Genomic DNA, 25,094 nt, shown 5'->3' with positions numbered 1-25,094 from the left:
GTCAGGCATCCGGCCTCAAGTGTCCGGCGCTCTATCTCTTCACTTCCACCCACTGGCCCTTGGTACGTGCCTGGTAGCGACCATCGTACATGGCCTCCACAGTCCAGGCGGGCAGATAGTAGCGGCCAGCAAAGGAGGCGTTAAGTTCTATCTGCAGGGCTAGGATGTGCTTGCTGCCAGGCTTCAGATCGAAGTAATGCATTACCCGGTCGTCACGCAGATCCTGCCAGGTTACGCGCTCACTATTCTCCGCGCTGCCATCCAGGCGACTGCTGGTGAGCTGCCAGCCTGAGGGCAGAATCTGGGTCAGCGCCACATCTTCCAGGGTGCGGCTGGTGAGGTTCTGTACCGTTATCCGGGCAGTAAAATCCTGCCCCTGTTTCAGCTGGGCCGGATTCACCGGGGCGCCATCGGACATGAAACGCACCGACAACGCCAAGCCTTCGCTGATGGCTTGTTCATTACCCGGTGCCGGCGTACCGGTCTGACTCAGGGTGACAAACAATTTACGGTCACTGTCGTTACGCACCGTCAGCGCCTGCTCACCGGACGCCAGTGTCTGCCGGGTGACAGGTGAGGTAGCAGCGATATCCTGCCAGCCTGTCTTGCCCTCTTTCACTGCATAGCGGTATGACTTGTCATCGCCCCGGCTGCCGGCATAGCGTGCCATGGCCATCAGCGACCAGGCGGTGGTCTGGGTGCTGTACCAGTTGTCGGCAGAAAGCTGCTCGGCAATGTCCCGGGCCAGAGCCCAGGCCTGCTGGTCGCGGCCCTGAGCCTGACTCACGGTGAGACGGATCGCCTGATCGCGCAACAGCGAACCATAGGTGTAACTGGCGCCGTCCTGCACCAGCCCGTCACTCTCCAGGGTGGTCAGCTCTGCGGCCACATCCGACAGTCCCATCTGCTGATAGGCCGCCGCCAGCAACCAGCGACCACTGTGGTAGCTGCTACTGCGACGATAATCTTTTTCAGCCATCTGCAGACGTTCACGCAGACGGTTCATGGCACCCACCTGGGGCTTGCCGGCCAATGCCAGTGTGTACTGACGGTAGGCCTCCGCGCTCCACTGCCAGGGGCGTTCGCCCAGGGTCTGACTGCGACGAATCTGCCAGGCCTGCCAGTTATCCAGCATGGTCGCCGGGACCGCGTAGCCAAGGCGACGAGCTTCCAGCAGGAAGTGGCCGGCGTAGGTCGAGCCCCAGTCACTGGCATCCGCCAACCCCGGCCAGTAACTGAAACCGCCACTGGCCAGCTGGAAACGCTGCAGGCGTTCAATCGCTGCATCAATGTGAGTCTGAATGTCCTGCTTCTGTTGATCACTCAGGTTCATCAGTTGCGGCAAATACAACTGGGGCAGCGCCGCCGAGGTGGTCTGTTCGATACAACCGTGGGGATAACGCAGCAGGTATTGCAGCCGACGCTCCAGCCCCATGGCGGGCAAGGTGCTCACCGCCAGCGATGCACTGTTGGTGCCCGGCAAACCATGTGGCCCCGTTTCCAGCGCCCACAGCTCGCCCTTCTCCAGTACCTTGAAGGTATCCCGGGTGGTGGGCGGGTTGGCGGCGCGTACCGGCAGGTTCACGGTTTCGCTTGCGGAATGTTTGCCGGCGTTGGCCGTCACGGTAATGCTACCGGTCCCGGTCTGCTGCTTGGCGGTGAGCGTCAGCATGGCGATCTGATCCGACGGGCCGGTGAAGGTCAGACTGGCCGAGTCGCTATCCACGCTGAACAGTGCATCATCCACGTCCACGGACAGTTCCACCTTGCGAATACTGTCTTCGGTGACGAACACCGTCACCGGCAGGGAGACGGTTTCTCCCGGCCCCAGCACCCGCGGCAAGGTGCTCAGCAGGGTCAGTGGCTGGGTAACCGTGATGTCCTTGTCGGCCTTGCCATAGGCACCATTATTGCCGGCAACCACCATGGCCCGCACCTGGCCCATGTAGGATGGCAGGGTGATTTCATGGTTTCCGGTGGCACCTGGCTCAAGCGTGAATGGTCCCAGGAATTTCACCACCGGCGGGAAACGACGGCGCTGTTTATCGCGGCCATCATCCCCACTGTCGGAGCCCCCCAGGGCCAGCAGCTGATCCAGCTCGGCACCGTAGGCACCAGCGACCAGATCGAACAGGTCCCAGGTCAGCACGCCCAGTGCCTCGCGCTGATAGAACGCATCGTGAGGGTTCGGTGTACGGAAATTGGTCAGCCCCAACAAGCCTTCGTCCACCAGCGCCAGGGTATAGGTCATCGCCCTGCCCTGTTTTTCGGTCACTGCCACGGAGAAGGACTGTTCCGGTTTCACGGAAGCCGGCGCGGTAATCTCCGGCTGCAGCCAGGTGGCCGGATCCTCCACCAGCAACGGCAAGACGCCATACAGGCGGATCGGGCGATCGTTGTCACGCTGATGGGGCTGCAACAAAGCCACATGCACATAGACGTTGGGGGCCATCTCGGCGGTAATCGGAATTTCCAGAGTCTGGGCTTCACCGGTGGCGGGCTTCCAGAACTGCTCCAGCACTTCCGAGCCGTTTTCCAGACTCACCAGCAATCGACCTTCGGCAATGGCCGGCAGTTCGACACGGGCGGTTTCCCCCACCTGATAGCGATCCTTGTCGGCTCCCAGGCTCAGTCGGGTGGCCGCATCCTGACTGCCTGTAGCCTGATCCCAGCTCCAGCCCAGATACAGCGACTGAGACGTACAGTGTTCGCTTTGCTGATCACACACGCGGATCAGGTGACGCCCCCACTCGTAGTCCTCCCCGTTCAGGGTCCACTGGCCACGCCCCTGGGCGTCGGTAGTGATCTGTGCTTCACGGATTACCTTGGTGTGCGGGTCGCTGATGAAGTGCGTCAGGTCATCGCCGGAACGATCCCACCACCAGCGCCAGTCGATCTCATAGACGGTCAGGGACAATGGCCGGGACGCCACCGGCTTGCCATCACGGTCCACGCTGATCAGGTCAATGGCGTGCTGCTCATTGCGTGCCAGCGCGCCACCCCAGCCGCTCCCTTGCGGGATGCGCATGCCCACCCACTGGCTGTAGGGGTACACCGGCACACTGCGAATCTGGGTGCTGTAGTCGCCACTGTTTTCAAACACCCGGGTGGTCAGGGTGGCGCGCATCATGCCCGGTGGCAATTCTGCGGGCACGGTGAGCGGGAATGACGCCTTGCCCTCGGCATTGACGCTGGCATCAAAAGCCGTGAAAGGTTCACTACCCAGGGCACGGGTACTGTCGTCAAAGCGGTAGGCATCCAACCCGTCGAAACGGGTAGCCACCGCCCGGCTACGCACTTTTACATCGGCCTTGAGGTTGGCCGCGGTAGCGCCATTGAGCCACTGGGTGAAGAGCGTTACGGGTTCACTCCGATTGGCCGAAACCTGTTCCGGCAAGGTCAGTTCGATTTTGAGACGGTTGGGTTTGATCGCCTCAACGCGCACCGGGGTATCAAAATATCGCTGCCCCAGTCGTGCCACGGCTCGCCAGTTGCCCGTGGGCGCATCTTCGGCAGTGCCCAGGGTAAAGGCATAGAAGCCGTTCACCGGCGCATCCAGGGTGTAGCTGTTAACCTTGTTGCCGCGGGGGTCGAACCAGTCCAGGGTCAGCGGGTGATCATCAGGAATCTGCTCACTCTGGTCTTCCAGAATAAAGGTCAGGTGGATGTCATCCCCCGGGCGCCAGACATCGCGCTCGCCGTAGAAAAAGCCTTTCAGGCCATCGCGCACCTGTACCCCGCCCGTATTGAACTGGTTGGTGGGCAAGGCACGGTTACGCGCCAGTTTCAGGAAGCCGGTGTCCCGGTCCTTGCTGGCCTTGAGGAAGAACGGGGTGCCATCCAGTGCGACCTGCACCATGCCATCGGCATCGGTAAACCCCATGCCGATTTGTTGTTGCTGATAGTTATAGACCTTCACCACCACATCTTCAGCCGGCACATTGTCATCCAGGCTGGTGGCCACCACGTGCAGGCGATTGCCTTCGCCTTGCTTGGCAATAAGGCCGATATTGGAGGCCAGGAAGGCGCGAGTGCTGGTGGCGAGATCGTTGTAGCGGTAGTAGCTATCGGAGCAGGGATTGTCCTGTTCATACCAGCTCAGATAGCCCGCATCCTCGTAGTAATGGCTGAACGAATCATCACGGACATCCTGTCCCGGACCTTCATAGTTATCCGGCAGGGTTGTCTTGCGTGTCAGGGCTCCCGCCGGGCAATCGTAGTGAATATCTTCACCATCGATGGTCAGGGTAAGCATCACCAGGCCATTGGGGTGCGTGGCCATCAATTCGGTGAGATCCAGCTGGTAGCGCTGCCAGCCATCACCGTTGGCCGGCAAGGCAAGCGTCTTCTGCCACAGATAGCGTCCTGTGCGGCTATCCATGTCGCCCTCATCCAGATCACTGCGCTGCAGGTAGGTGCCCATATTGTCGTCAAAAATGCGAAAGGCTTGCACTTTCACTGATCCCACGGCTGCTGCCTCGAACGGCACACTGAGGGTCTCGCCACTGGGCAGGATGCTGCCGGCGCCCACAAAGCGCACTCCCGGCCGCGACATCATCAGGGTGATGCTCTGCTCCAGCTTCTTGTCCAGGCGGATACCCTTGGCGGAACGCACTCCCCCTTCGATGACCAACCTGACTGTTTCCTCGCTGTTTTCATCCGGATAAACCCGCAGGCGGCTGCCATCCACCTCCGTTCGCGGCTTGAGATTGCGGTCCAGGGTAACCAGGCCCATCAGGTTCTGGGTGCCCTGCAGGGGTTCAGAGAAATTCACCTCTACGTGTGGCTTGGGGTAGTTCACTGCCCGGACATTGGTAATTGCGAAAATGGTGCGGGCCGGCACGCCATAATGACGCTCGCCCTGATTATCTACGCCCAGCGGTTCACCGTCCCAGCGCAGGGTCAGCCTGCCCTCGCTATCGCCACGGAGGATGCCGGTAATGGTAAAGGCATGCTGAAGACCGGCGCTGTCGTGCTGCCAGTTAAGGGCCGGCTTGCCCGGTCCACTGGCCTGAAGAGTCTTCTCAACGCTGGCACTGTCCGCTATGTCTCGGGTTTGCAGGGTGCCAGACAGGGTCATGCTGTTGCCGTCCTCGGCGGGGAGCAGCGATTCCACTGTCAGACTCAACTGCTGACGCATGACCTGCATCTCGAACACGGCCGGGGGAATCTGGTCATCTAGCGCGTCCAGCCCCTGGGCGAACAGGCTGAGTTGCAGGGTTGCGCCTGCTTCTAACGGGCTGACAGGGCGAATCTCAAGCCGATCATCTGCCACCGCAACCGCCTCGTGGGGCAGTTCCGGTTTCAGGCTGACCACACCGGATACCGGTTGGCCGACCTGCCCGGCGCTGAACACCGGGTGACTGAAGCGGATAATGACAGGAGCCCGCGCACTGATCGTGCTGCTTGGCGTTGCCGCCAGATGCTGCTGCCAGCGCTCATCCAGTGACACCGGATTCACGGCTGTTGGCGCTTGTGTCTGCTGCCCGGCGGCAGTTCCCTTACCTGGCTCCGGTTGGTCCTCGCAGGCCAGCAACATCAGGCTGGCAGCAATCAGCAGGACGCGAGAAACCGTTGCGAGCGACATTGGCATCAGTCATTTCCCTTAGTTCGATGAATCGGACAAACATAGCACATCGGTGCTGCAATTCGGTGTAAGCCAGATATGACAAAACACCGTATTGCCACCTGTGTCGCACCCCATTGTGGTGCTATTCCAATAGGTTAGACGGACAGCAGGGAGAAATGCTGCAATTTGCGTGAAGACCGGAAAGCGCTGAACCAACAGAGGCATACCCACCAGTACGCCCCTCGAAGGCACGTTCGTGCAAATATTGACCTAAGGACCTCGCGAAAAAGTCTGCAAAGCGAATGCAGTTGCGAACAGGTGTCCACATAATGGATGCGTCGATGAGGTCCCATCCATCGACTGCGGAGTTCTGCTCCGTGTAGCTCTCCCGAGCCAAACTTTAATCGGCGCCCACTGGGCGCCGTTTTTTTTGGGGGGCTAGCTTCTAGCTTTCATCGTCCTGCGGACGATGCCGTGCTGCGCACGGTTCGCGGCTCAAGATCCGCTCCTACAGCAGCCTCATAGAGAGGCAGAGAATTTCGGGAACTTTTTGGCATTTCCCTATCCAATCGNGTAGCTTGTAGCTTGTAGCTTGTAGCTTGTAGCTTGTAGCTTGTAGCTTGTAGCTTGTAGCTTGTAGCTTGTAGCTTGTAGCTTGTAGCTCAGTGCAGCATGAAGGTGATGTACTCCAGCTCCCCCATCTTGCGGTTTACCAACCACAACCCCAGCAACACACACACCGCCAGCGCCAGCAGAAAACCGAAGCCGAAGAACTGAGGCCCAAGGTAGAGACTGATACCGGTAAAGAGAATATTCAGAACCAGGAAAAGCCCGGTAAGGAGTACCAGCATGCGGCGCTGGTCCAGATAACAGAACACGTTGATCACGGCGAGAAACACCACCTGCAGCGCAGTGGCAATCAGCTGTACTTTCAACAGCGGCAGATACAGGTCGGAGATGCCCAGCGCGGCAAAAATCTGCGCACCGGTCACCATCAGCAGCAGTGCCGAAATTGCCTGGATCTTGAGTATCTGGAAGATTCCCTGGCGAATCACGAACACCATCTGGTTACGCTGGTCTTCAATATAGGAGAGCGAGCCACCATCGCGGACCGCATCATAGAAATTGCTGTAGTGCTCCACAAAGTCGGTTTCCATACGGACCAGGAACACCGCCATCCCGGGAATCAGCGACAGGTAGGACAGAAAAACGGGAATGTCGTAGATCAGGGATGCCCGCAGCGGGCCAATCACGTCACTGCCAGTACCAGAGTAGAACCAGAACATGGCCTTGTCCGCCCAGACCCCGGCATTGTAGAAAAAGCCCACCAGCATCAGGGAGGGATACAGATATTTCCCCGAGAACATCTCGAATGAGACGATGGACTTGGCCGGGTAGCCGCGAATGATCAGCACCAGCATGCCGCCAAGCAGGGTAACCTGCCCCAGCAGAAAGCCCAGCAGCAGCCCCTCGAGATCCAGGAAGCGCAGCAACAGTGCGGCCACCACAGTAATCCCGTAGCCCAGTGCATAAAGCCACAAAATGGCCTTGTACTGCTTCATGCCGGAGAGAAATACGGTGGCAATCCAGATGTTACACAGCACGACAAAACAGGCCACCAGCAAGGCCCGGTATAGAATGCTTTGCGCGGGAAACAGGAACAGGGCCACCCCCATGGCAAGCAACCCCGAGAACATGGTAACCAGCACTGTCACGCCACCAAAGTTGGGCAGAATCAGGTCTTCCCGGTGCTCAAAAGAGCGGTCAGCACAGAACCGGGTAAATGCCAGTTGCACCGCACCGGTGAGCACCAGACTGAGCGCAATCAGATAGGTAACCGTGACCTGGAACTGGGTGACGCCGGCATCCGGCACCACCATGCCCAGGCTGAAAATACCGATGATCAGGATGCCAATGATCGACAGCACCCAGGGCCCCGAGCTGATTACCCCGGCATAGGTATAGGCCCGGATCAGCCCCAGCAAGGTATCCTTGCGCAGCAGTTTGCGAAGCTCGAAACCGATACCCGCCATTAGCGCCCCCTGCCCTGTGGCTGCGCTGATTCACTGCGTGCAATCAATGACTGATACAACTCACGGTAGGCGCCAAACATCATTTCCTGGGTGTACAGTGCCTCCACGCGGCGAATACCCGCCTGTTGGGCCTGGTACCAGGCCTGCTCATCAGACAGCAACCTTGCCACCGCCTGTCCCAGCGCCTCCGGGTCGGCAATACCGACCACATCGCCGGCCTTGCCAAAGGCTTCATCCTCCGGGCCGAGCCCTTCGATCAACTGGCGACAGGAGCCCACATCGGTGGACACCGTCGGCACACCGGCAGCAAAACCTTCCAGGATCACCAACGGCAGTGCCTCACTGATTGAACTCAGCACCATGACGCCCACCTTGGGCAGCAATTCATCGATTTTCTGGAAACCGAGGAACTTCACATTCTTTTCCAGCCCCAGACTCGCCACCAGGCCATGACACTCGCGGGCATAGTCCTTGTCTTCATCTTCGGGGCCGGCAATCCAGCCTTCGGCATCAGGAATCTCATTGACCAGTGTGCGCATGGCTCGCAGAAAGGTTTTCACATCCTTGATGGGCACCACCCGCCCCAACAGACAGGCCACCTTGGGTACTCCGGACTGCCGCGCTGCCCGTACTTTCTGCATGCGGGGCAAATCGATGCCGTTGGGAATATTCATGGTGCGTTCAATGGGGGCTCCGTCATTAACCTGACGTTCCCGGTTCCGCTCATACAACGCCACGATCCGGTCCGAAGCCTGATAGCAGGCCTTGCCAAGTTCAGTAAAGAAGTTCACCCATTTCTCGCGAAAATAAGCCATCTCCGCATTATTCTTTTCTACCAGCCCCCGGTTATCACTGATCCATTCACTCTGAAACAGATCGATCTTCCTTTCCTTGGTATAGATGCCATGCTCGGACAACAACAGGGGCTTGCCATAACGACGCTTGAGCATCGCCCCGAGCAGGCCCGCATAGCCGGTGGAAATGGAGTGGTACATCTTTGCCGGAATCAGGTTCCTGGCAATGTCATCCAGCACCCAGATCGGCGCGTGCATGATGCGCACGGTCCAGAAATAATCCACAAAGGAGGGGTCACGGCTGTTCTCACGGTAGGCCCGTGAGATGTAATCCCAGCTGGCGCGGCTATGCAGAAATGCCTCTTCGGAATAGGCCTGCCCATCGCCTAGATTGTTGACCATGTGTTCGAACAACTCGGCCTTGCGATGGTTATCGTCACCACTTTTTACCAGTTCATGAAACTGGCGGACTTTCCGGAAGGCCTTGCGGTTTCCCTTCAGCGGCTTTTTCTCGGCGCCACGTTTGAAGTTATGCAGGTAATGCACTTCCAGATGCACCACATTGTCCGGAAGCTCGTACTTCATTTCACCATAGTCTTCCGGGCGACTACCGATGAAACAGCAGGCAAAGGTATATTCCGGGAACCCGCGAATGATCTGGTTCACCCAGCTGGACACGCCACCACTGACATAGGGAAAGGTCCCTTCCAGCAGCAGACAGATATCAGCCTTGTCGGCGGAGGGAAACCCCATGATCACTCCAGTATTCAACGGATTTATTCAGATTGGTGAACTGGCTGTCGTCGGAAATTTCCCCCATCAGACGTTTGACCAGAATGAACTGGCAGCGTTGCAGGGCAATTTCCGCAAGCCAGGGGTTCACCAGGTTGGCGGAAAGACCAAGGCGACGGGCAAACACCAGTGATTGCTGGGCTTCGGCCAGGTTTTCCTGGGCCAGTAGAATACGGCCACGCAACAGCCACAGCCCCGCATCCTGGGGCGATTCCATCAGAGCCATATCCGCATAAAAAGCGGCCTTTTCCAAAGTAATACGGCGAATGTCACCGCGCACCAGATCCTGATAATTTAGCTCCCAGTAAAGTTCCGACAAGTGTCGAGCCAGACGGTAGCGACGGGATTCTTTCGCCCGCTCCAGCAGCTGCATTGCGCGATCGATATCCCGCGTAATGACTTTTTCCTTTTGGTCCAGAATCCCGTAGGACAGCAACCGCACGTCTTCATAACTGTCACCAAGGGATTCGCGCAACAGCTTGCCTGTGACCCTGGCCGGCATGTCCTTGAGCACCAGCATGCCCTGAACCCGCAAGGCATCAGGAGCGTCATCGCTGGACAGCAACAACTTGAGATCAATCTGCCGAAAGCCGCTGCCGGGTTTAGCCTGCACGGGGGTAAAGTATGGCTGGGCAACCAGCGCAAACGGCTGCTGTCGCAGGCTGTTGGGCAGCCAGACACCGAGCAGCACCCCACTTAACAGGGTCAGCAAGCCAATGGCTGGAATAAAAAATGCGAACCCGAAGATCAACAGCCAAGACGCTACTTTGGGAGTGCGGAAACGGGAAGGCAGCACACCCCAGGCCACCACCGTCATCAGGGCAGAAGCCAGCCCGTGAGACGTGAGATAAAGCAGGAAGAGTCCCAGCGAGGTCTTCTCACTGAGTAACAACAATAGCGACCCCAGCTCTGCCGAGATCGCATAGATCAGCAGCTTGAGGCTAGACACCCGCTGCCTCCAGCAATTCAGCCAGCTGGGTTTCGGCGTCGCGGCCATCCATGTGCCGATAAAAGAATTGCACCCCCGCCTGGCGCAGACTCATGAAAGCGAATTCATCCTGCAGCCAGTTATCAGTACGCATGATAAAGCCTTCCAGGCCGGATTCACCGGTCATCGGCATCATCATCAGCAACACCCGATCATTGATCCACCAGGCAAGATCCAGGCTACGCATGCCACGGGCCAGCGCGTCCAGAATCAGGCCTGCCTGCTCACTGTCATCTGCGATGAACAGGGTCAGGGAAGTCTCAACACGCACATCCTTGCGCAGACGTGTCAGTGCGACCATCTCACTGGCCATGTGGAAAGGTAGCTCCGGCCAGCGGTCAAGCAGCAAACGGGCATCCGTTCCGCTGAGCACCACATCGGCATAGAAATTCAGCAGCACGGACAGCAGCTGCAGATTCTCATAATTGATGGACAAAAATGGCATGCGTTCGATCACCAGCACGCCGTTGATCTCACCGGAGCTGCTGAGCACCGGCGCCACAACCAGATACAGGCCATGGTACACATCATCATGCTCACTCTGCTGAACGTGCGCCAGGGTCTGGCTGTCCATGGCGTAGGCCAGCAATGCATTGTCCTGCTCCAGTGGTTTGCACTCCCCCAGCATCGCCGCAGGCGTATCGATTACCTGATCCCCGGAGACCGGATAAATGGCCGCCCGCTGCAAATGACAGTACTCCGCCAGCAAGCTCATCAAATCATCCGATGCCGGCAGCGTGACCGTTTCACTTTCCTCCAGGGTCAGATCACGCAAGCGTGTCAGCGCATCGCGCACCGTGTAGGGCTTGATCAGCAGATTCTCTTCCAACCGGTCATGGGAAAGACGCAACAACACATAGCGCTGGGTCAGGTTCTGCAATCGCTCCAGTGCATAACTGGCGGCACTGTCAGAACGCATCAGTCGCACACGCCAAAGATCAGCAAATTCCCCGGCGATCAGGGTGATCACAAAGCCACCCAGCATGAGCCCTTCCGGGAACCGCAGACCGATGTAATAACCGAGAAATTGCAGCACAAACCACGAACCGATCAGGCACAACATGGCGAACACGCCCAGCAAACTGCCGTAACGTAGCGCCAGCAGAATCGGGACCAGCAGAATCCAACGGAAATTGGCGTCCAGCGCGAGCGGATCAAGCGGGCGCAGCCAGATCCCCACAGCGATCGCTGCCACCAACAGCACCAGGGTTTCGAACACTGACCAGCCGACACCTTTTGCCGGTGCCAGCCATGCCGCCAGTTTGCCGCTGCCGATCCGCTCCAGCATCAGTCGATCACCGGTTTGAGCAGTTTATCGATGACTTTCTGCCCGGTTTCACTGAGTGAATCCCTGGCCCATCCCGCCCGTGAACCGGTGCCGCTATAGACAATATTGCCCGACGGCAGCTCACGGATTTCCAGCATGACGCCCACTGCAGGCTCGCCATCCACGCCGGTCTTGTAGCGCCACTCATGTACCACACCGGACACCACGTAGTTACCGTTGCGGGTACTCACCCATTGCGTCATCTTGTCGCGGCTGCCTGGCGAAGACGCTTCAAACAGGACACCATCATTATCACTGTCTGGATAGGCATCCACCGTCTGCACGCCATGCCGGGACAACACCGACTCGACGATGGCAGCCGCGCGCAAACCCGCTTGCGGGGTAGCCGTGCGATTGGTCAGCGGCAACACCAGCCAGGTGCCTTCCCCGGACAGGCTCACGTCCTGGGTGCTGCGCACATGGGTGCAACCCGTCAGGGCGACCAGCAGCAACGCTGAGATCAGTACTCTCATGGATTCTCTCCTAGTAATAAATCCTGTATTCCAGTGCAGCCCGGTAGCTGTCTTCACCGCTACCGCCCGTGTTCAGTTGTCGCTCCAGGTACAGCTTCCAGCCATCGCGACCGATCAGTGGCCCTTCAATGCCTGCGCGACCGGTGAAACCATCGCCGGAGAGACTGTTATGGCTGTAACCAATCTCCGCCCATCCCTGCAAGCGGTGCGGACGTATATGCACGTCTGGCATGCCAATCAGCAATGACAGCTCGGATTCATGGTAATCCTCGGGAATGGCAGTGGCCGGCTGGCCAGGCGGCAACAAAGCCTTCACCTCGTCCATACTTTCCCGCTTTTCGTCAAAGTCGGCGCGGGTATGGCGCAGACGAACACCGGGTGACAATCGTGACAACCAGGGCCGCCAGCTACTCTGCAGATTCATGATGCGCCCTGCCCCCAGTGTCTGATCATTGAGGTCATGGTACTGGTAATCCGCCAGATCCACGCTGTTCTGCCATGTTGCCATGGGAGACCAGTTCAGCGCATAGCGCGGGCCAGTGCGGGAACCACCCAGCAACAGCAGGGATGATTCATCCGACGGCATCCGCCACTGGTAATCCAGCGTGCCGGACCAGTCCGCATTCCAGTTAGCGCCCAGTTCCAGCGCGGCCATGGTTTCCTGGTTATCCAGCAAATCCCGCTGGCCGACAAACAGTGAATGCCGGTAGCGTTGACGTTGGTAGTTCCAGAACAGCCCACCACGTTGCTCTTCATCGTCCACCACCAGCAAGGTCTCGTCATTGCTGCTGAACTGGCGACGGTCCAGCTGCAACACCAGTTCGCTGTGATCACTGACAGGCTGGTATTGCCTGAACTGCCAATCCTGAATATCCAGCGCCCCCAGACGCCGTTGTTCGAAACCGAGTCCAGTGGAACGGGCCGAGGGTAGCAGCAGGCTTTCCTGAGTCAGGACACTGCCCGCCAACTCCGGTGCGCCTTCCTGCATCGCCATCAGGGTGGCTGCGGCAGCACGTTCTTCATCCAGACGCAGCTGGGTATCCAGCTGCTCGCTGAGCGTCAATTGCGAGCCATATTCTTCACGCACACGGGCCACGCTATCCTGATCATCCTGCAGGGCAGCATAGGCCAGCGCGGAGCCTGACTGAAGCTCGCCATCCGACTGGTACTTCTGCAGATACCAGGCCTGGGCCAGTTCATTGCTGGTCTGCAACAGGGACCACTGCGCCAACCATTCAGCCCGGGTGGACGGCGGCAATGCCTGGACGCTGCGGGCCACCTTGTCAGCACGGGCCAGAGACGCATCTCCGTTTTCAAAGAACCGGCTCAGGGTCAGCATCATGAACTGATATTCGGTCTTTCGCGCTTGCGGGGCCTGTGAAGGCCGATCCCGCCAGAGTTTACCAAGCACCGGCCAGGCCTGGTCCTCTCGCCCAGCTGCAAAAAGCGTCTGGGCATAATTCCATTGTGTCAGCCAGTCTTCAGGATTGCGTTCCAGCAAGGCGCGCTGGTAACGCAGTGCGGCCTCCGGCTCACTCAGCTGAAGGTGGGCGGCAGAAAACGCTTCCCAGTAACGGCTATCCCGGCGAGCGTCATCCTGCCAGCGCAGGATACTGCGACGCAGCACATCCTGATCGCCGACGGCCACATTCAACCATAACCAGCTGATGCGAGAGTCACGATTCTCCGGGGCCAGATAGAGCGCCCGGCGCAGCGAATGCCGTGCTTGATCATGGCGTGCCTCGCGCAGTTGCAGATTGGACATGAAACGCAGGAACGCGGGGTTCTGCTCAAGAAGCTGCCGCTGTTGCGGTGACATTCGCGCCAGAAACGCATCAATGGATTGATATTCGCCCCGATTTTGCAAGGCGAAGAGCACGGCCATGGCCATCTCCGGATCATCCAGCTTGTGCCAGGCGCGATCCATCAACGCGGTCATTCTGTCGCGATCAAAATACCGCAACAGGTTGATGAACATGTAGAGATCATTAATGGTGTCATCGTCCTGGCGCACCAGCGTCTCATAATGCTGAATGGCGGGATCCCAGCGACCCAGCTCTGCGGACATCACCGCCATCTGCCGGGCAACCCGGGGGTCATACTCAAGCCCACGGGCATCCTCTTGCAGCATGTCCAGAGCCTGCTCCCTCTCCCCCTGCAGCCACAACAATCGGGAGGCCTCCAGCGCCATGTTGGTTTCCGGACCATAGGCATCGGCATACTCGCGGGCGATCGCCACAGCCAGCGGATCATCCCCACTGTTCAGGGCAAGCTGCTGCATCTCGCGCAGTACCGTGCGGCTGGGATATCGACGTTGCCAGTCACGCAGAAAGGCAATCCCCTCATCCGGTTTACCCAGTAATTCATACTGCCGCGCAATGTCGTGAATCAGAGCGGCGTCATACGGCCTCTCTCGCAGGGACTGCTTGCGTGCCTGCATGATCAAACGGTTGTTGTAAGTGGATGGCGCAAGGCGCAGCACTGCGGACCAGGCTTCAGGGGCGTCCGTGAGAGTAGCAATACGTTGCCAGGCCCTCAGTGAGCCCTGAAAATCCCCTTGCCACTGCGCGACCTGGGCAAGGCGCTCCAGCCAGCGAATATCCTGCGGGTGCCAGTAAAGCGCGTTTTCCACCACCTGACGCGCCCGCAGCAAATTACCTGCGCCCACGAACACCTGATAGCTGCGGTCATAATAGTTTTCCACATAGGGCTCGGGCGGCTGAGCCTGGGCCAGTCCGGTTAACAGCAAGCCGGTCACTAATGCTCGCCTCATCGCAGCTGCCTCGCCCCAGGCAGATTGAGCAGCAGGATCCCGTAGCGCTGCGCACGCGACATGTCGCCTCCGGCTTGTGCCAGTAGCATCAGCCGATACAGCACGGCCTTGTCATGCAGAAACGGGGCTTCGCGGCGCGCCGCCAGTGAGAGGGCATCATCATGGAAGCTCCCCGCTTCCAGCGCAGCAATAGCAGACAGGAAGTACGCCTTGCGCTGGTCTTCAGCGTTGCTCACCGCCATGGCCCGAACCCAGGCTTGTGACGCCTGTTGGTAATCACCATTGGCAAGATAGACCCGGGCCGCGCGCTCATGCCAGAGATCGGGCTGCCGCCCCTCACGGGCAATCCGCGTGTAGGTTTCGGCAGCAATATCGGATTCGTTGACGGCCATGGCCATCCCGGCCAGCTCTTCCTGTTGCTCCATCGTAAGCGCATCCCGGTCCATGGCCTGAATACTCCTAATGGTCTGATACTGCAACATGGTGCCGTCACGGTTTTCCGGCACAATCGCCATCAGCCGACTGAAGTCCTGCTTCAACCGCAGCCAGGCGACTTCCGTGCCATGGGAGTGTCCGTCACGTTCAATGATGCTGAGCTGAGCGTCGGCTTCCGTGAAGTGCCCCAGCATGATCAGCTCTCTGGCCAGCAACAGCCGCAACTCATCATCATCCGGCTTGGCCTTGAGCCAGGCTTGCATATAGCTCAGTGTCACCGCATCCAGTCGGGCACTTCGCAGTGAAGTGGACAGTTCCCGCGGGAAAATCATCCAGCACACCACCGCAATCAAGAGCAAAAATGCCAACAGCTCATGCAGACCCATTACCCGGAGGCGATCATTGCGAACATTGTAGCCGTAGCTCAATGAGCTCATGCTTCGCACTCCTGTAATAGTGGACATTGCCCTGGCGGCGCACCGGATTCAGACGCTGGCCTGCCTGAGTCAGAACGCAGCCAGAGGCATTGCCAATGGCAAACTCCAATTCGGTGTAACCGCGCAGGGAAAACTGCAGCCCCGTATCCTGCTGCGTAAAGGTGGTGAGACGGCCATTGGCCTGCTGAAGATACGGGCGCGCACTCTCCCCTGCTTGCCAGCTGGCGGTGGCGCCGCTGAGGTGCAGATAGCGTCCGGGCTTGTCTTCCCGGTAACCCGCCACCCCCTGGCTGGTTGCCATATCCGGCAAACCGGTACCCTCCGGCAAACGCAAGGTACGTAACTCGCCATCACCACGGACCAGCCACCGGTCACCTTCGCGGGCAATGGCCATATGATTGAAATCCAGCACCTTGCGAACGTATTCAGAGGCAAACAGGGGAAACAGGGGTTGCTCCTCGGCCCACTGGTATACCTTACGCAAGGATTCCAGCGAGGCGTTCTTGCTGGCGATGTAGGTGTGATAGTAGACATCCACCGGCTTGAAACGGTGCGGGGTCTCGGTGAGCTCGAAGGTTTCGATCACACGCTCGAAACCGTAAAAGGGCCCGGTCCACTCATGGGTATAGATGTTCTCGTTCTGGTTGGGCGCGTACACCTGGTACTCCTCCCCTTTGGGAATACCAATGCCCTTGATCAGCGTCCAGGTGGGCGAGCTGCGGGTAATGACCGTATCACTGCCATTCATGTTCAGCAGGCCACTTTCCCTGGCCACCGCCAGCGCTTCCGGGGTGGGAATGGTGTCGCCACTCCACAACACCAGCTCGGTTTTCTTCCCGGGCGGCAGCAAATTCTCGTCAATATAACGGGCAGAACCTGCCACTTCCCTTTCCGGTGTCATGCTGTATTGGGGAATCGGCAAACGCAGCTGCCCTTCCGGGCCGAACAATGAGTCCGGATTCTGCTGGGCGTCATACCAGAAGAACGGATGAGAATAGGTATGGGTCGCCGCTTCCACATGGTCCAGCGCATACATTTCCCGGGCAATGTTCTGCAGATCCTCGGCCTGGTCTGGATACAGCCCCTGGGAGGACACTTCACCTTCAATCACGGAAATAGTGGTGGGCAAATCAAACTTTTTCAGGATTTCTTCCAGCAAGACACGGGCATCAGCCTGCCCCTGGTAGTCCTGCACCTCGGCCAGACTGGGAAAACCGTCGCCATCCATGTGGGCAAAGCCCAATCGCCGCCCGTTTTCTGTGGTGACATCCGGAATTGGCATGGCCGGCAAGCGCAAGGCCGAGCGGACAAAGGTCAGCGGGTTGAACATCCAGCGTTCCATCCCCTGGCCGTCCACCGTGGGCAACGCGGACCGAATCACGTAGGGCTGCATGGCATAGCCGCCCCACTCCGTCATCGCCACCGGAGTGTATTGCTGGCCATCAGACACCAGTTCCAACCACGGGGTAGTGACCTGGGTGTTATGCAGGGCCTCTCCCACTGGGAGAAACGCCGGCAGCGGCGCTTCGAAGCCCATGGCGGGATGCTCGGCGACGATCCGGGGCAGCGCCTGGGGAGTGGGACGCCCCTGAAAACCGAACAGGTTGCCGTTGGGCCCCAGGGGATCAATGGCCGGAAAACCGATCATGGCAATGGGCACCCCGGCCTCTCGCTGGCGAACCAGCCATTGCTCGAAGGCCGCTGAGGTGATGCCGTCCTTTTCCAGCCACACCACGATGCCCGCATAGCGGCCACGCAATTGACCTGCCGGCATGCTTTCGCTGACCTCACGAATCTCCGGCACCAGCCCCTGAAACTGCAATGGCATAAGGCCGTATCGCACCGCGTCGGCATGCTCCCAGAGCCGATCTTCACTGCCACCATGAATCAGCAGCACATCACGGGGAATGACTTCACGAATACCCACCCCCATGCCGTCGATTTCGGGATTGGTGACCCAGGGGATCAGATCGTGTGCTGCGATTTTTTCAGCCAGTTCACGGGCACGTTCGCGATCAGCGGGGGGCGCATAATCAATCGCAATACCCTCCACCCCATAACGTTTTCTCGCTTCCTCAAACTGCCCCAGTAACCAGGCCCGATCCGTTTCCGGCACGGCCTGGTAACCCTGTTTCTCCTGCACCCAGCGCTGGTAAAGCGACTCCGCTGCAATGGCGTCCACCTGGGCGTCAATGCCCGGCATCAGCTCAAATCCCCGGTTAAAGATGAACCGGGCATCCGGGTAACGTTCGGCGACCTGGTTGATAAGGGCAATCAGCCCCTCTCTCTGTACATTGCGGCCGGCCTCATCACTGACGCCAAGCTGATAGCTGTCCAGGGTGTCCAGAAAGAAACCGCGGTAGCCCGCCTCCCACAAGGGAGTGAAAACCTCATCAACAAACAGGTCTCTCAACGCGGGCTGGGACTGATCCAGCACCCAGGATCCCCAAGCCGTATTTTTGCCCAACCGCCACTCGGGCCGGATACGGGAAAAGTACTCCCGCTGCGGGAGCACCTCCCCCAGACTGACGTAGGCGTAAAATCGCTGGTCACGATACCGTGGCGGTATGCCTGTGGCCTGGGCAGCCTCTACAACCGGGAAGTCGTAAATGGACAGGTCTCGCCAAGGGATGTCGGGGCCATAATAAAAGGCCGCGGCCGGCTTGACGGGCGAGGCCCAAGCAGGAAAAACCAGCAAAATGCTGAAAAAAAGAAAGACCAGTCGTCCGACCAAATGAGCACCCTGTCACAAAAACCACAAGACCAGCGTGCTTTATACATCAACAATCAGTGAACAAAGAGGCAAGATGACGATTTCATCAGTAAAAATTGCGCTTAACCACTTAATTTTACAAATATTTTTACAATAGACGGCTCTCCTTGCCAAACTGAGGTCGCAGAAACGCCATCTGGTCCCCCCGAATACGATGACTGTTAATCAGTGCCAGGTACTCCGCCATGTTCGGCACATATGGCAATGCCAGCAATTCCATTTCAATCTCTTCGAGGCGCCGGCTTCCCTTGCGCTGATTGCAGCGGCGGCACGCCGATACCACATTTGACCATATATCCCTGCCACCACGTGACGTTGGAACGATATGATCCCGGGTCAATGCGCGTTCCGGAAAAGGTTTGCCGCAGTACAGGCACAGCTGCTGATCGCGACGAAACAGGGCGCGATTGGTCAGCGGCGGAGCCTGCCGGCGGTGGCCGTGAATCACACCATCGCAGGCAATAATGGAATGCAGCGCCAGGGTTGAGCGTTGCCCCGTATGTCGACAAATTCCGCCCCGAGGCCGATAGATCACCTCTCCCAGCGTCCAGGTCACAAGACCTCGCGCATACAGCGTGGCGGCCATTTGCCAGTCCAGCCATTCAATCGGGGTCCCCCCCTTGTCCAGCCGAAGAATGCGTTCACTCATGGGCAAGCTCTCCAGTGCCGTTATTGTTCGATTGTGATGGTACGCATGAAGCAATGACGGTTCGGCGACAACCGAAACCAGAAAGAGAAACGAAGAAACGGGGACGAGAAATCCGGCAGACGGTGTCTGGAGAGGGAAAGCCTGGTTTCGGTGAACCAAACAACACTATCGCCCTGCCTATGGAATGGAATCTGTGGTTAACCTGCCTCGACAGGCTAACCACAGATGATTAAATAATAACCAGCGGATGCAGCCGGTAGCAAGCGGCGCTCTAGGGCTGCGCCTGAAACGCCGGCAGACGATAGCAGGCAGACACCGTTGAGCCGGTGTTATCCCCATCGGTCATGATGGCAACAGCATCCACTTCCTTGATATCGACACCGTGATAGCGGCGAAAATCATCGCGCACATTGCGTGAGAACGCTTGCCACTCCGGGGATAATCCCGGCCCCTGAACCACCACCATATGCGCCTGGCTGGCAAAAGGGTTGGGCCAGTGGCTACCGGACGGATACTGGCGGGACCAGACATAATTGATGGCCCGGGTTTGCCAGGGCAGCCACCCTTTTTTTATTACGTAAACCCGGGCCTGAAAGTCATCCCCCGCCTTGCTCTGCTCATCCTGATCAGGCCAGTCGGGTAACGCTGATGCCTGCCATTGCCACTGGAGGTAGGGCGTCGCAGCCAGATCAATCCGTTTTTGCCGGGCAAGACCCGATGCCGTCCCTTTCGCCAGTGCTTTCCAGCAATTTCCATTAAAGTGATAAGCGGTTTCACCCTCAAAGCTAACCGCTTCCCAGCCCGCGGGGACCTGTGAAACCGCAGAACCCGGCCAGAAGGCCAACGACAAAAAAACTGCAATCAGTAAACATTCGACCACCGGGTCGGTCACAAGCCTCGTGTTCATCGGCTTTTTTCCTAAAATAGACACATTGTTTACGCGAAACAGGATTCTGCCTGCATTTTGCCGGAGCCCTGTCCTGTGCGCATATCTCATTGTTAGAGGGCAATCCATGGAGTTTGATTACATTATTGTGGGTGCCGGTTCCGCCGGCTGTGTGCTTGCCAACCGTCTTTCCGAGAACCCGGACAATCGGGTTTGCCTGCTGGAAGCCGGACCTGCTGACAACAGCCTTTTTATCCGCATTCCTGCCGGCATCATCCTGATGATGCGATCCAACTCCCGTAACTGGCGTTACTACACCGTACCGCAAAAGGCACTCAACAACCGCCAGATCTATATTCCCCGCGGAAAGACCCTGGGCGGCTCCTCCGCCGTCAACGCCATGTGCTACACCCGCGGCCACAAGTGGGATTACGATCACTGGGCCGAGCTGGGCAACGAAGGCTGGAGCTACGACGAGGTACTGCCAGTATTCAAGCGTTCGGAACACTACGAAGATGGCGAAAACGCCTTCCACGGCACCGGCGGCAAACTGAATATTGCCAACCTGCGCTTTTCTCACCCGGTCAGCAATGCCTTTGTTAAGGCCGGTGTCGAGGCCGGTCACCCCGCCACCGATGACTTCAATAACGACGTGCAGGAAGGGGTTGGCCTGTACAAGGTGAACCAGAAAGACGGCGAGCGCTGTGGCGTTTCCCGTGCTTACCTGCATCCGGTCATGGACCGTCCCAACCTGACGGTACTGACCAATTGCCTGGCCAACCGGGTATTGTTCGAAGGCAAACGCGCCATCGGCGTGGAAGTGGAACACAACGGCCAGATCCGTACCCTCAAGGCCAGCCGGGAAGTGATCCTGTCCGGTGGTGCCATCAACTCTCCGCAGCTGCTCAAGCTGTCCGGTGTTGGCCCCGCTGCAGAACTGGCTGAGCACAACATTCCCCAGGTGCATGAGCTCCCAGGCGTAGGTGAAAACCTTCAGGATCACCCGGATGTACTGGTGGTCCACAAGAGCCTGAAAAAAGACACCTTGAGCCTGGATCCGATCGCCCTGCTCATGACCGGCCTGAAAGGGGTATTCGACTTCTTCTACCGTCGCAATGGCCAGCTTACTTCCAACGTGGCCGAGGCCGGTGGCTTCATCAAATCTCGCCCCGAAGAGCCGATCCCCGACCTCCAGTTGCATCTGACCGCTGCACGCCTGGACAACCACGGCCTCAACCTGGGCTTCAGCATGGGGCACGGCTACTCCGGCCATGTCTGCATCCTGCGTCCCAAGAGTCGCGGCAACATCACCCTGCGTGATGCCAACCCCCGCTCACCGGCACTGATCGACCCGCGCTTCCTGGAGCATCCTGACGATATGGAAGGCATGCTGCGCGGCCTGAAAGAAGTTCGTCGCATCATGGGTCAGGACGCACTGACCCAATGGCGCGGCGAAGAGATTTTCCCGGGCAAAGATGTGCAAAGTGACGATGAACTGCGCGACTTCCTGCGCCGCAAGTGCGACAACATCTACCACCCGGTTGGCACCTGCAAGATGGGCAATGACGACATGGCCGTGGTCGACAGCCAGTTGCGCGTTCATGGACTGGAAGGTCTGCGCGTCATCGATGCATCCATCATGCCCACACTGATCGGCGGTAACACTAACGCCCCCACCGTCATGATCGCAGAAAAAGGCGCTGACTTTATTCTCGCCGACGCTGGCTAACCCTTCCCGCCTGGCCACCGGCGTTGCCAAAGCAACCCGGTGGCAACGTTCACGCTACTGTCATCTTTTTTTTACACACTCCCCCTTCTTTCGATTATCAACTAATCCGTTTGGGGGGATTTATGGTTGATGCTGTATCGTCACCACGTGCGCAGCTGGTAGAGCTGCTGTGGCAACTCAAGCAAAATTTTGACCAGGAAAATGACAGCAGCCTGCGGTTTGTTCACTTCAATACGCTACTCAACGACCCGGTGTATCGCGCCGAGATCATCAAGCGCGCCACACAAAGCGACAACAAGAAGATCCGCGCACTGGGCGCCAAACTTCAGCAAGCCAATCGCGATGGCGTCCTGCTGAACAAGAAGCCTGGACCCACAGCTTCCTCGCCGCCAATTACCAATCCCGATATTGCCGAAACCCTGAGCCAGGGTACGCCCCGACCACGCGGCCGTGAAAACCATAAAACTACCTACGCGTGGCTCGGACTTGCGGTCATTATGTTGGGGGTTATCGGCTACTTCGGCTATCAGCCTCTTCACGAAGCAGTGGCCGGCCGCCATGTGGTCAAAGGCCCGCTTACCGGCACTCACACCTGGACCGCCAACACCACCTGGATTCTTGATGGCATTGTCTATGTGGAAGGCAACGGCAGCCTGACCATCGAACCCGGTACACGCATTGAAGGCCGCCCGGGCTCTGCATTGGTCGTGACCCGTGATGCCACCCTGTTCGCCCGGGGCCAGGAAAGTGCCCCCATCGTCTTCACCAGTAACCAGGCCGCAGGAACCCGTACCGCCGGCGACTGGGGGGGCGTCGTCATGCTTGGCAGTGCCCCCGTGAATGTGGCAGACGCGCAAATCGAAGGGATTCCCCACGGTGACAGCCGTGGTCAGTTCGGGGGACGTGATGTGGAATCGTCCTGCGGGGTGATGGAATATACCCGTATCGAATACGCCGGGTTTGAAGTCTATGCCAACAATGAGCTCAACGGCCTGACTCTGGGCGGTTGCGGCAGTAATACCATCATCCGCAACGTGCAGGTCCATCGCGCCCTGGATGACGGCATTGAAGTCTTTGGTGGCACCGTCAATCTCAGACACATCATCATTACCGGCGCCGGGGACGACTCACTGGATTGGGACATGGGATGGCGTGGCAATGTCCAGTTTCTGGTAGCCCAGCAGCATCCCAACCTGGGCGACAACGCCTTTGAGGGAGACAACCTGAAAGCCAATCCACTGGCAACGCCGGTCTCCGAGCCAACGCTTTATAATGTGACACTGATCAGCCCTCGCAGCCATGAAAAATACCACCGCGCCATGACCCTGAAAGTCGGCACCGGCGGCCATTTCCATAACATGATTATCGACGGATTCTCCGGTGAGACCATCGATATCAAGGGCAAGGAAACCGTTGGCCGTATCAGCAACGGCCAGCTGACCTTCAACAGCATGATGGTTCACAAGGTCGGCAGCCGCGGACTGACGTTCTTTGATGCCGAAAATATGGAGGGTGATGATGACGGCGGCTTTGACGAACGGCGTTACTTCCAGAGCAGTGCAGTCAATGCCCAATTCGGCACCGACCCGCTACTGACCCGCGATGCTTACAGTCTGTCCCACCCGGACTTCGCCCCCACTGCCCGCTCCCCGGCTCGCAACGGCGCCAGCCCCATTCCTCAGGGAGAATTCTGGGATGAAGCTGCCGACTACCTGGGCGCCATCCGGCCCGGTAGCGTGCAGAACTGGACAGATGGATGGACGAGTTATCCGTTGAATTAAAAGAAAGCTGCGAGCTGCTAACTCCGAGCCGCGAGGAATCCCAATGCCTCGGCTTTACTCGTCGCTAGCAGCTCGTAGCTGATTTTCAGACCCGAACCTGCGTCTGTACGCGCTTGGCCGCCCGCCCCATCATCTCGATGATCTTTTCGCGTTCACGTTTCTTGATCGCATCACTGTCCACATGCAGGCTGAAGCCCTCGGCTTCGTAGTTCACCGCCACCGCATTATCCTTCTTCAGTTCAGTGGCAGATCGGGCCAAGGCCTTGAGAATGTTGTTCTTGTCGAAATTGCGAATACGCTCCACATCCATGTGAATGCCGAACCCGGCCGTCTGGGCCGACACATAGCGGTTCCTGGCCCCCGCATCCCGCTTGGCTCCCAGGGCTTCATACACCGGGATAGGCCGATTGAAGCCCTTCACCTGAATGTCGCCCATGTTGCGGCACTGGATACGGTCTTTCACCAGCGCCTGAGTAGCCTCGGAGATCAGTACGCCCCCGGGCCGGCACGCAGATTCAAGACGGCTGGCCAGATTCACATCCGTACCGAGAATGGTGTAATCCATGCGGGAATCGGTGCCGAAGTTGCCCACCGTCACATAGCCGGTATTGATACCGATGCGGATTTCCAGCTTGTGATCAATCCCTTCACGCTTCCAGCGTTGTCGCAACAGCTTCATTTGCTCCTGCATCTCGATACCCATCAACACGCAGCGGTAGGCATCTTCAATAGCTCCCTCACTCTTTGGATCCCCGAAAAACACCATCACCGCATCGCCGATAAACTTGTCGATGGTACCGCCATGACGCAGGGCGATGCGGGTCATTTCACTGAGATAGCTGTTGAGCATGCTGGTCAGGGTTTCCAGCGGCAGCTCCTCGGAGATGGCACTGAAACCCTTGATATCGGAAAAGAACACCGTCAAACGCTTGCGCCGAGTCTCCAGCTTGGCATCACGCTTGCCAGAAAACATCGACCCCCAGATCTGTGGCGGCAAATATTTGGCCAGTTTTTTGGATAACTCAACAGCTTGCTGCTGCTGGCGACGGACCAGCTCCTGAGCCTGCTTGAGATAACGGGCCTGATAGTGGGCAAACGCCGATGAGGCGCCCACATAAATACCGAGGCCAAGCAGTGACACCACCGTCATGATGGAAGGAATCGGCGCATCCGGAGGGATATAGACAAAACCGAGCAGCGCGCCCATCACCACCGCCCCTATTGAGGTCATCAGCAGATTCAGCAGCCAGGGCTTCAACCCCCCACTGGTCACCGCATTGGCATGGACGATAATCAACAGTACCAGCGACGGCACTAGGGCAAAATGCAGCAAGGCACAGGTCATCCCGATCATCATGGCGTCGACCTGCATCAAAGCCTTATGCACCGATGCTTCGGGAATATCGCGGCGATGGGCAGCAAAAAGAATACCCTGCGCCAATAACGGATAGGCGAGCAAACCCGCCACCCCAAGCAAATAAAACTCGGGGTAGAGCCCCAGCTTGAGCCCCACCACCAACATCATCACGGCCACCAGAAAGGCGAGCAGACGGATATAGTTGGCCTGGCGGCGTGCCCGCTCCATGGGCCCGATAAGGGGGCGGCGAGCTTTCTTTTTTTGCGAGGAGGTCATGTGAACCGTTTCACGGACTTTT

The 25,094-nt window shown here is 58.3% G+C and carries 14 protein-coding genes; 2 read left to right on the top strand and 12 right to left on the bottom strand.

Translation table 11 applies throughout. The annotated features are described in order from the left end of the window. Positions 1–31 precede the first annotated feature (31 nt). The 11 genes from GQF00_RS14505 to GQF00_RS14455 form a co-directional block, all read right to left on the bottom strand. Positions 32–5,593 carry an alpha-2-macroglobulin gene (locus GQF00_RS14505; RefSeq protein WP_161319849.1) on the bottom strand — a complete coding sequence of 1,854 codons (5,562 nt, stop codon included), beginning with the start codon at positions 5,591–5,593 and terminating at the stop codon, positions 32–34. Positions 5,594–6,231: 638 nt separating this feature from the next. Continuing rightward, positions 6,232–7,602 carry an exopolysaccharide Pel transporter PelG gene (gene pelG, locus GQF00_RS14500; protein WP_161319848.1) on the bottom strand — a complete coding sequence of 457 codons (1,371 nt, stop codon included), beginning with the start codon at positions 7,600–7,602 and terminating at the stop codon, positions 6,232–6,234. Further along, positions 7,602–9,149: a GT4 family glycosyltransferase PelF gene (gene pelF, locus GQF00_RS14495; protein ID WP_161319847.1), complete on the bottom strand. Its 1,548-nt coding sequence runs from the start codon at positions 9,147–9,149 to the stop codon at positions 7,602–7,604. The genes pelG and pelF overlap by 1 nt, the downstream gene beginning before the upstream one ends. Then, entirely contained in the window at positions 9,121–10,137 is a 1,017-nt protein-coding gene (locus tag GQF00_RS14490; protein ID WP_161319846.1) for a hypothetical protein, read from the bottom strand. Before GQF00_RS14490 ends, pelF begins: the two co-directional genes overlap by 29 nt. Further along, entirely contained in the window at positions 10,130–11,464 is a 1,335-nt protein-coding gene (locus tag GQF00_RS14485; protein WP_161319845.1) for a PelD GGDEF domain-containing protein, read from the bottom strand. Before GQF00_RS14485 ends, GQF00_RS14490 begins: the two co-directional genes overlap by 8 nt. Continuing rightward, a complete protein-coding gene (locus GQF00_RS14480) occupies positions 11,464–11,976 on the bottom strand; it encodes a hypothetical protein (protein WP_161319844.1) in 513 nt (170 codons plus the stop codon). The genes GQF00_RS14485 and GQF00_RS14480 overlap by 1 nt, the downstream gene beginning before the upstream one ends. A 10-nt stretch (positions 11,977–11,986) precedes the next feature. Beyond that, positions 11,987–14,749 carry a tetratricopeptide repeat protein gene (locus tag GQF00_RS14475; protein WP_161319843.1) on the bottom strand — a complete coding sequence of 921 codons (2,763 nt, stop codon included), beginning with the start codon at positions 14,747–14,749 and terminating at the stop codon, positions 11,987–11,989. Next, positions 14,746–15,621: a lipopolysaccharide assembly protein LapB gene (locus GQF00_RS14470; RefSeq protein ID WP_161319842.1), complete on the bottom strand. Its 876-nt coding sequence runs from the start codon at positions 15,619–15,621 to the stop codon at positions 14,746–14,748. Before GQF00_RS14470 ends, GQF00_RS14475 begins: the two co-directional genes overlap by 4 nt. Continuing rightward, positions 15,584–18,319 (bottom strand): bifunctional glycoside hydrolase 114/ polysaccharide deacetylase family protein, encoded by a 2,736-nt coding sequence (locus GQF00_RS14465; RefSeq protein ID WP_202560545.1) that lies wholly within the window; start codon positions 18,317–18,319, stop codon positions 15,584–15,586. Before GQF00_RS14465 ends, GQF00_RS14470 begins: the two co-directional genes overlap by 38 nt. A gap of 163 nt (positions 18,320–18,482) precedes the next feature. After that, positions 18,483–19,043, bottom strand: coding sequence for an HNH endonuclease (locus GQF00_RS14460; protein ID WP_161319841.1), 561 nt, complete (start codon positions 19,041–19,043; stop codon positions 18,483–18,485). Positions 19,044–19,314: 271 nt separating this feature from the next. After that, positions 19,315–19,950, bottom strand: coding sequence for a DUF3047 domain-containing protein (locus GQF00_RS14455; RefSeq protein WP_161319840.1), 636 nt, complete (start codon positions 19,948–19,950; stop codon positions 19,315–19,317). 106 nt (positions 19,951–20,056) lie between these two features. Between GQF00_RS14455 and GQF00_RS14450 the strand changes: the two genes are divergently transcribed. Beyond that, positions 20,057–21,658 carry a GMC family oxidoreductase gene (locus GQF00_RS14450; RefSeq protein WP_161319839.1) on the top strand — a complete coding sequence of 534 codons (1,602 nt, stop codon included), beginning with the start codon at positions 20,057–20,059 and terminating at the stop codon, positions 21,656–21,658. Positions 21,659–21,780: 122 nt separating this feature from the next. Continuing rightward, positions 21,781–23,439 (top strand): hypothetical protein, encoded by a 1,659-nt coding sequence (locus GQF00_RS14445; protein ID WP_161319838.1) that lies wholly within the window; start codon positions 21,781–21,783, stop codon positions 23,437–23,439. A gap of 85 nt (positions 23,440–23,524) precedes the next feature. On the opposite strand, the gene GQF00_RS14440 is transcribed toward GQF00_RS14445, so the two are convergent. Continuing rightward, on the bottom strand, positions 23,525–25,072 hold the full coding sequence (locus GQF00_RS14440; protein ID WP_161319837.1) for an adenylate/guanylate cyclase domain-containing protein: 1,548 nt from the start codon (positions 25,070–25,072) through the stop codon (positions 23,525–23,527). Positions 25,073–25,094: the final 22 nt, after the last annotated feature.

This window comes from Alcanivorax sp. DP30 (genome assembly GCF_009882945.1).
Lineage (GTDB): Bacteria > Pseudomonadota > Gammaproteobacteria > Pseudomonadales > Alcanivoracaceae > Alcanivorax.
Note: the sequence above shows the minus strand (reverse complement) of the source record. Positions and strands in the feature narration are given on the sequence as shown.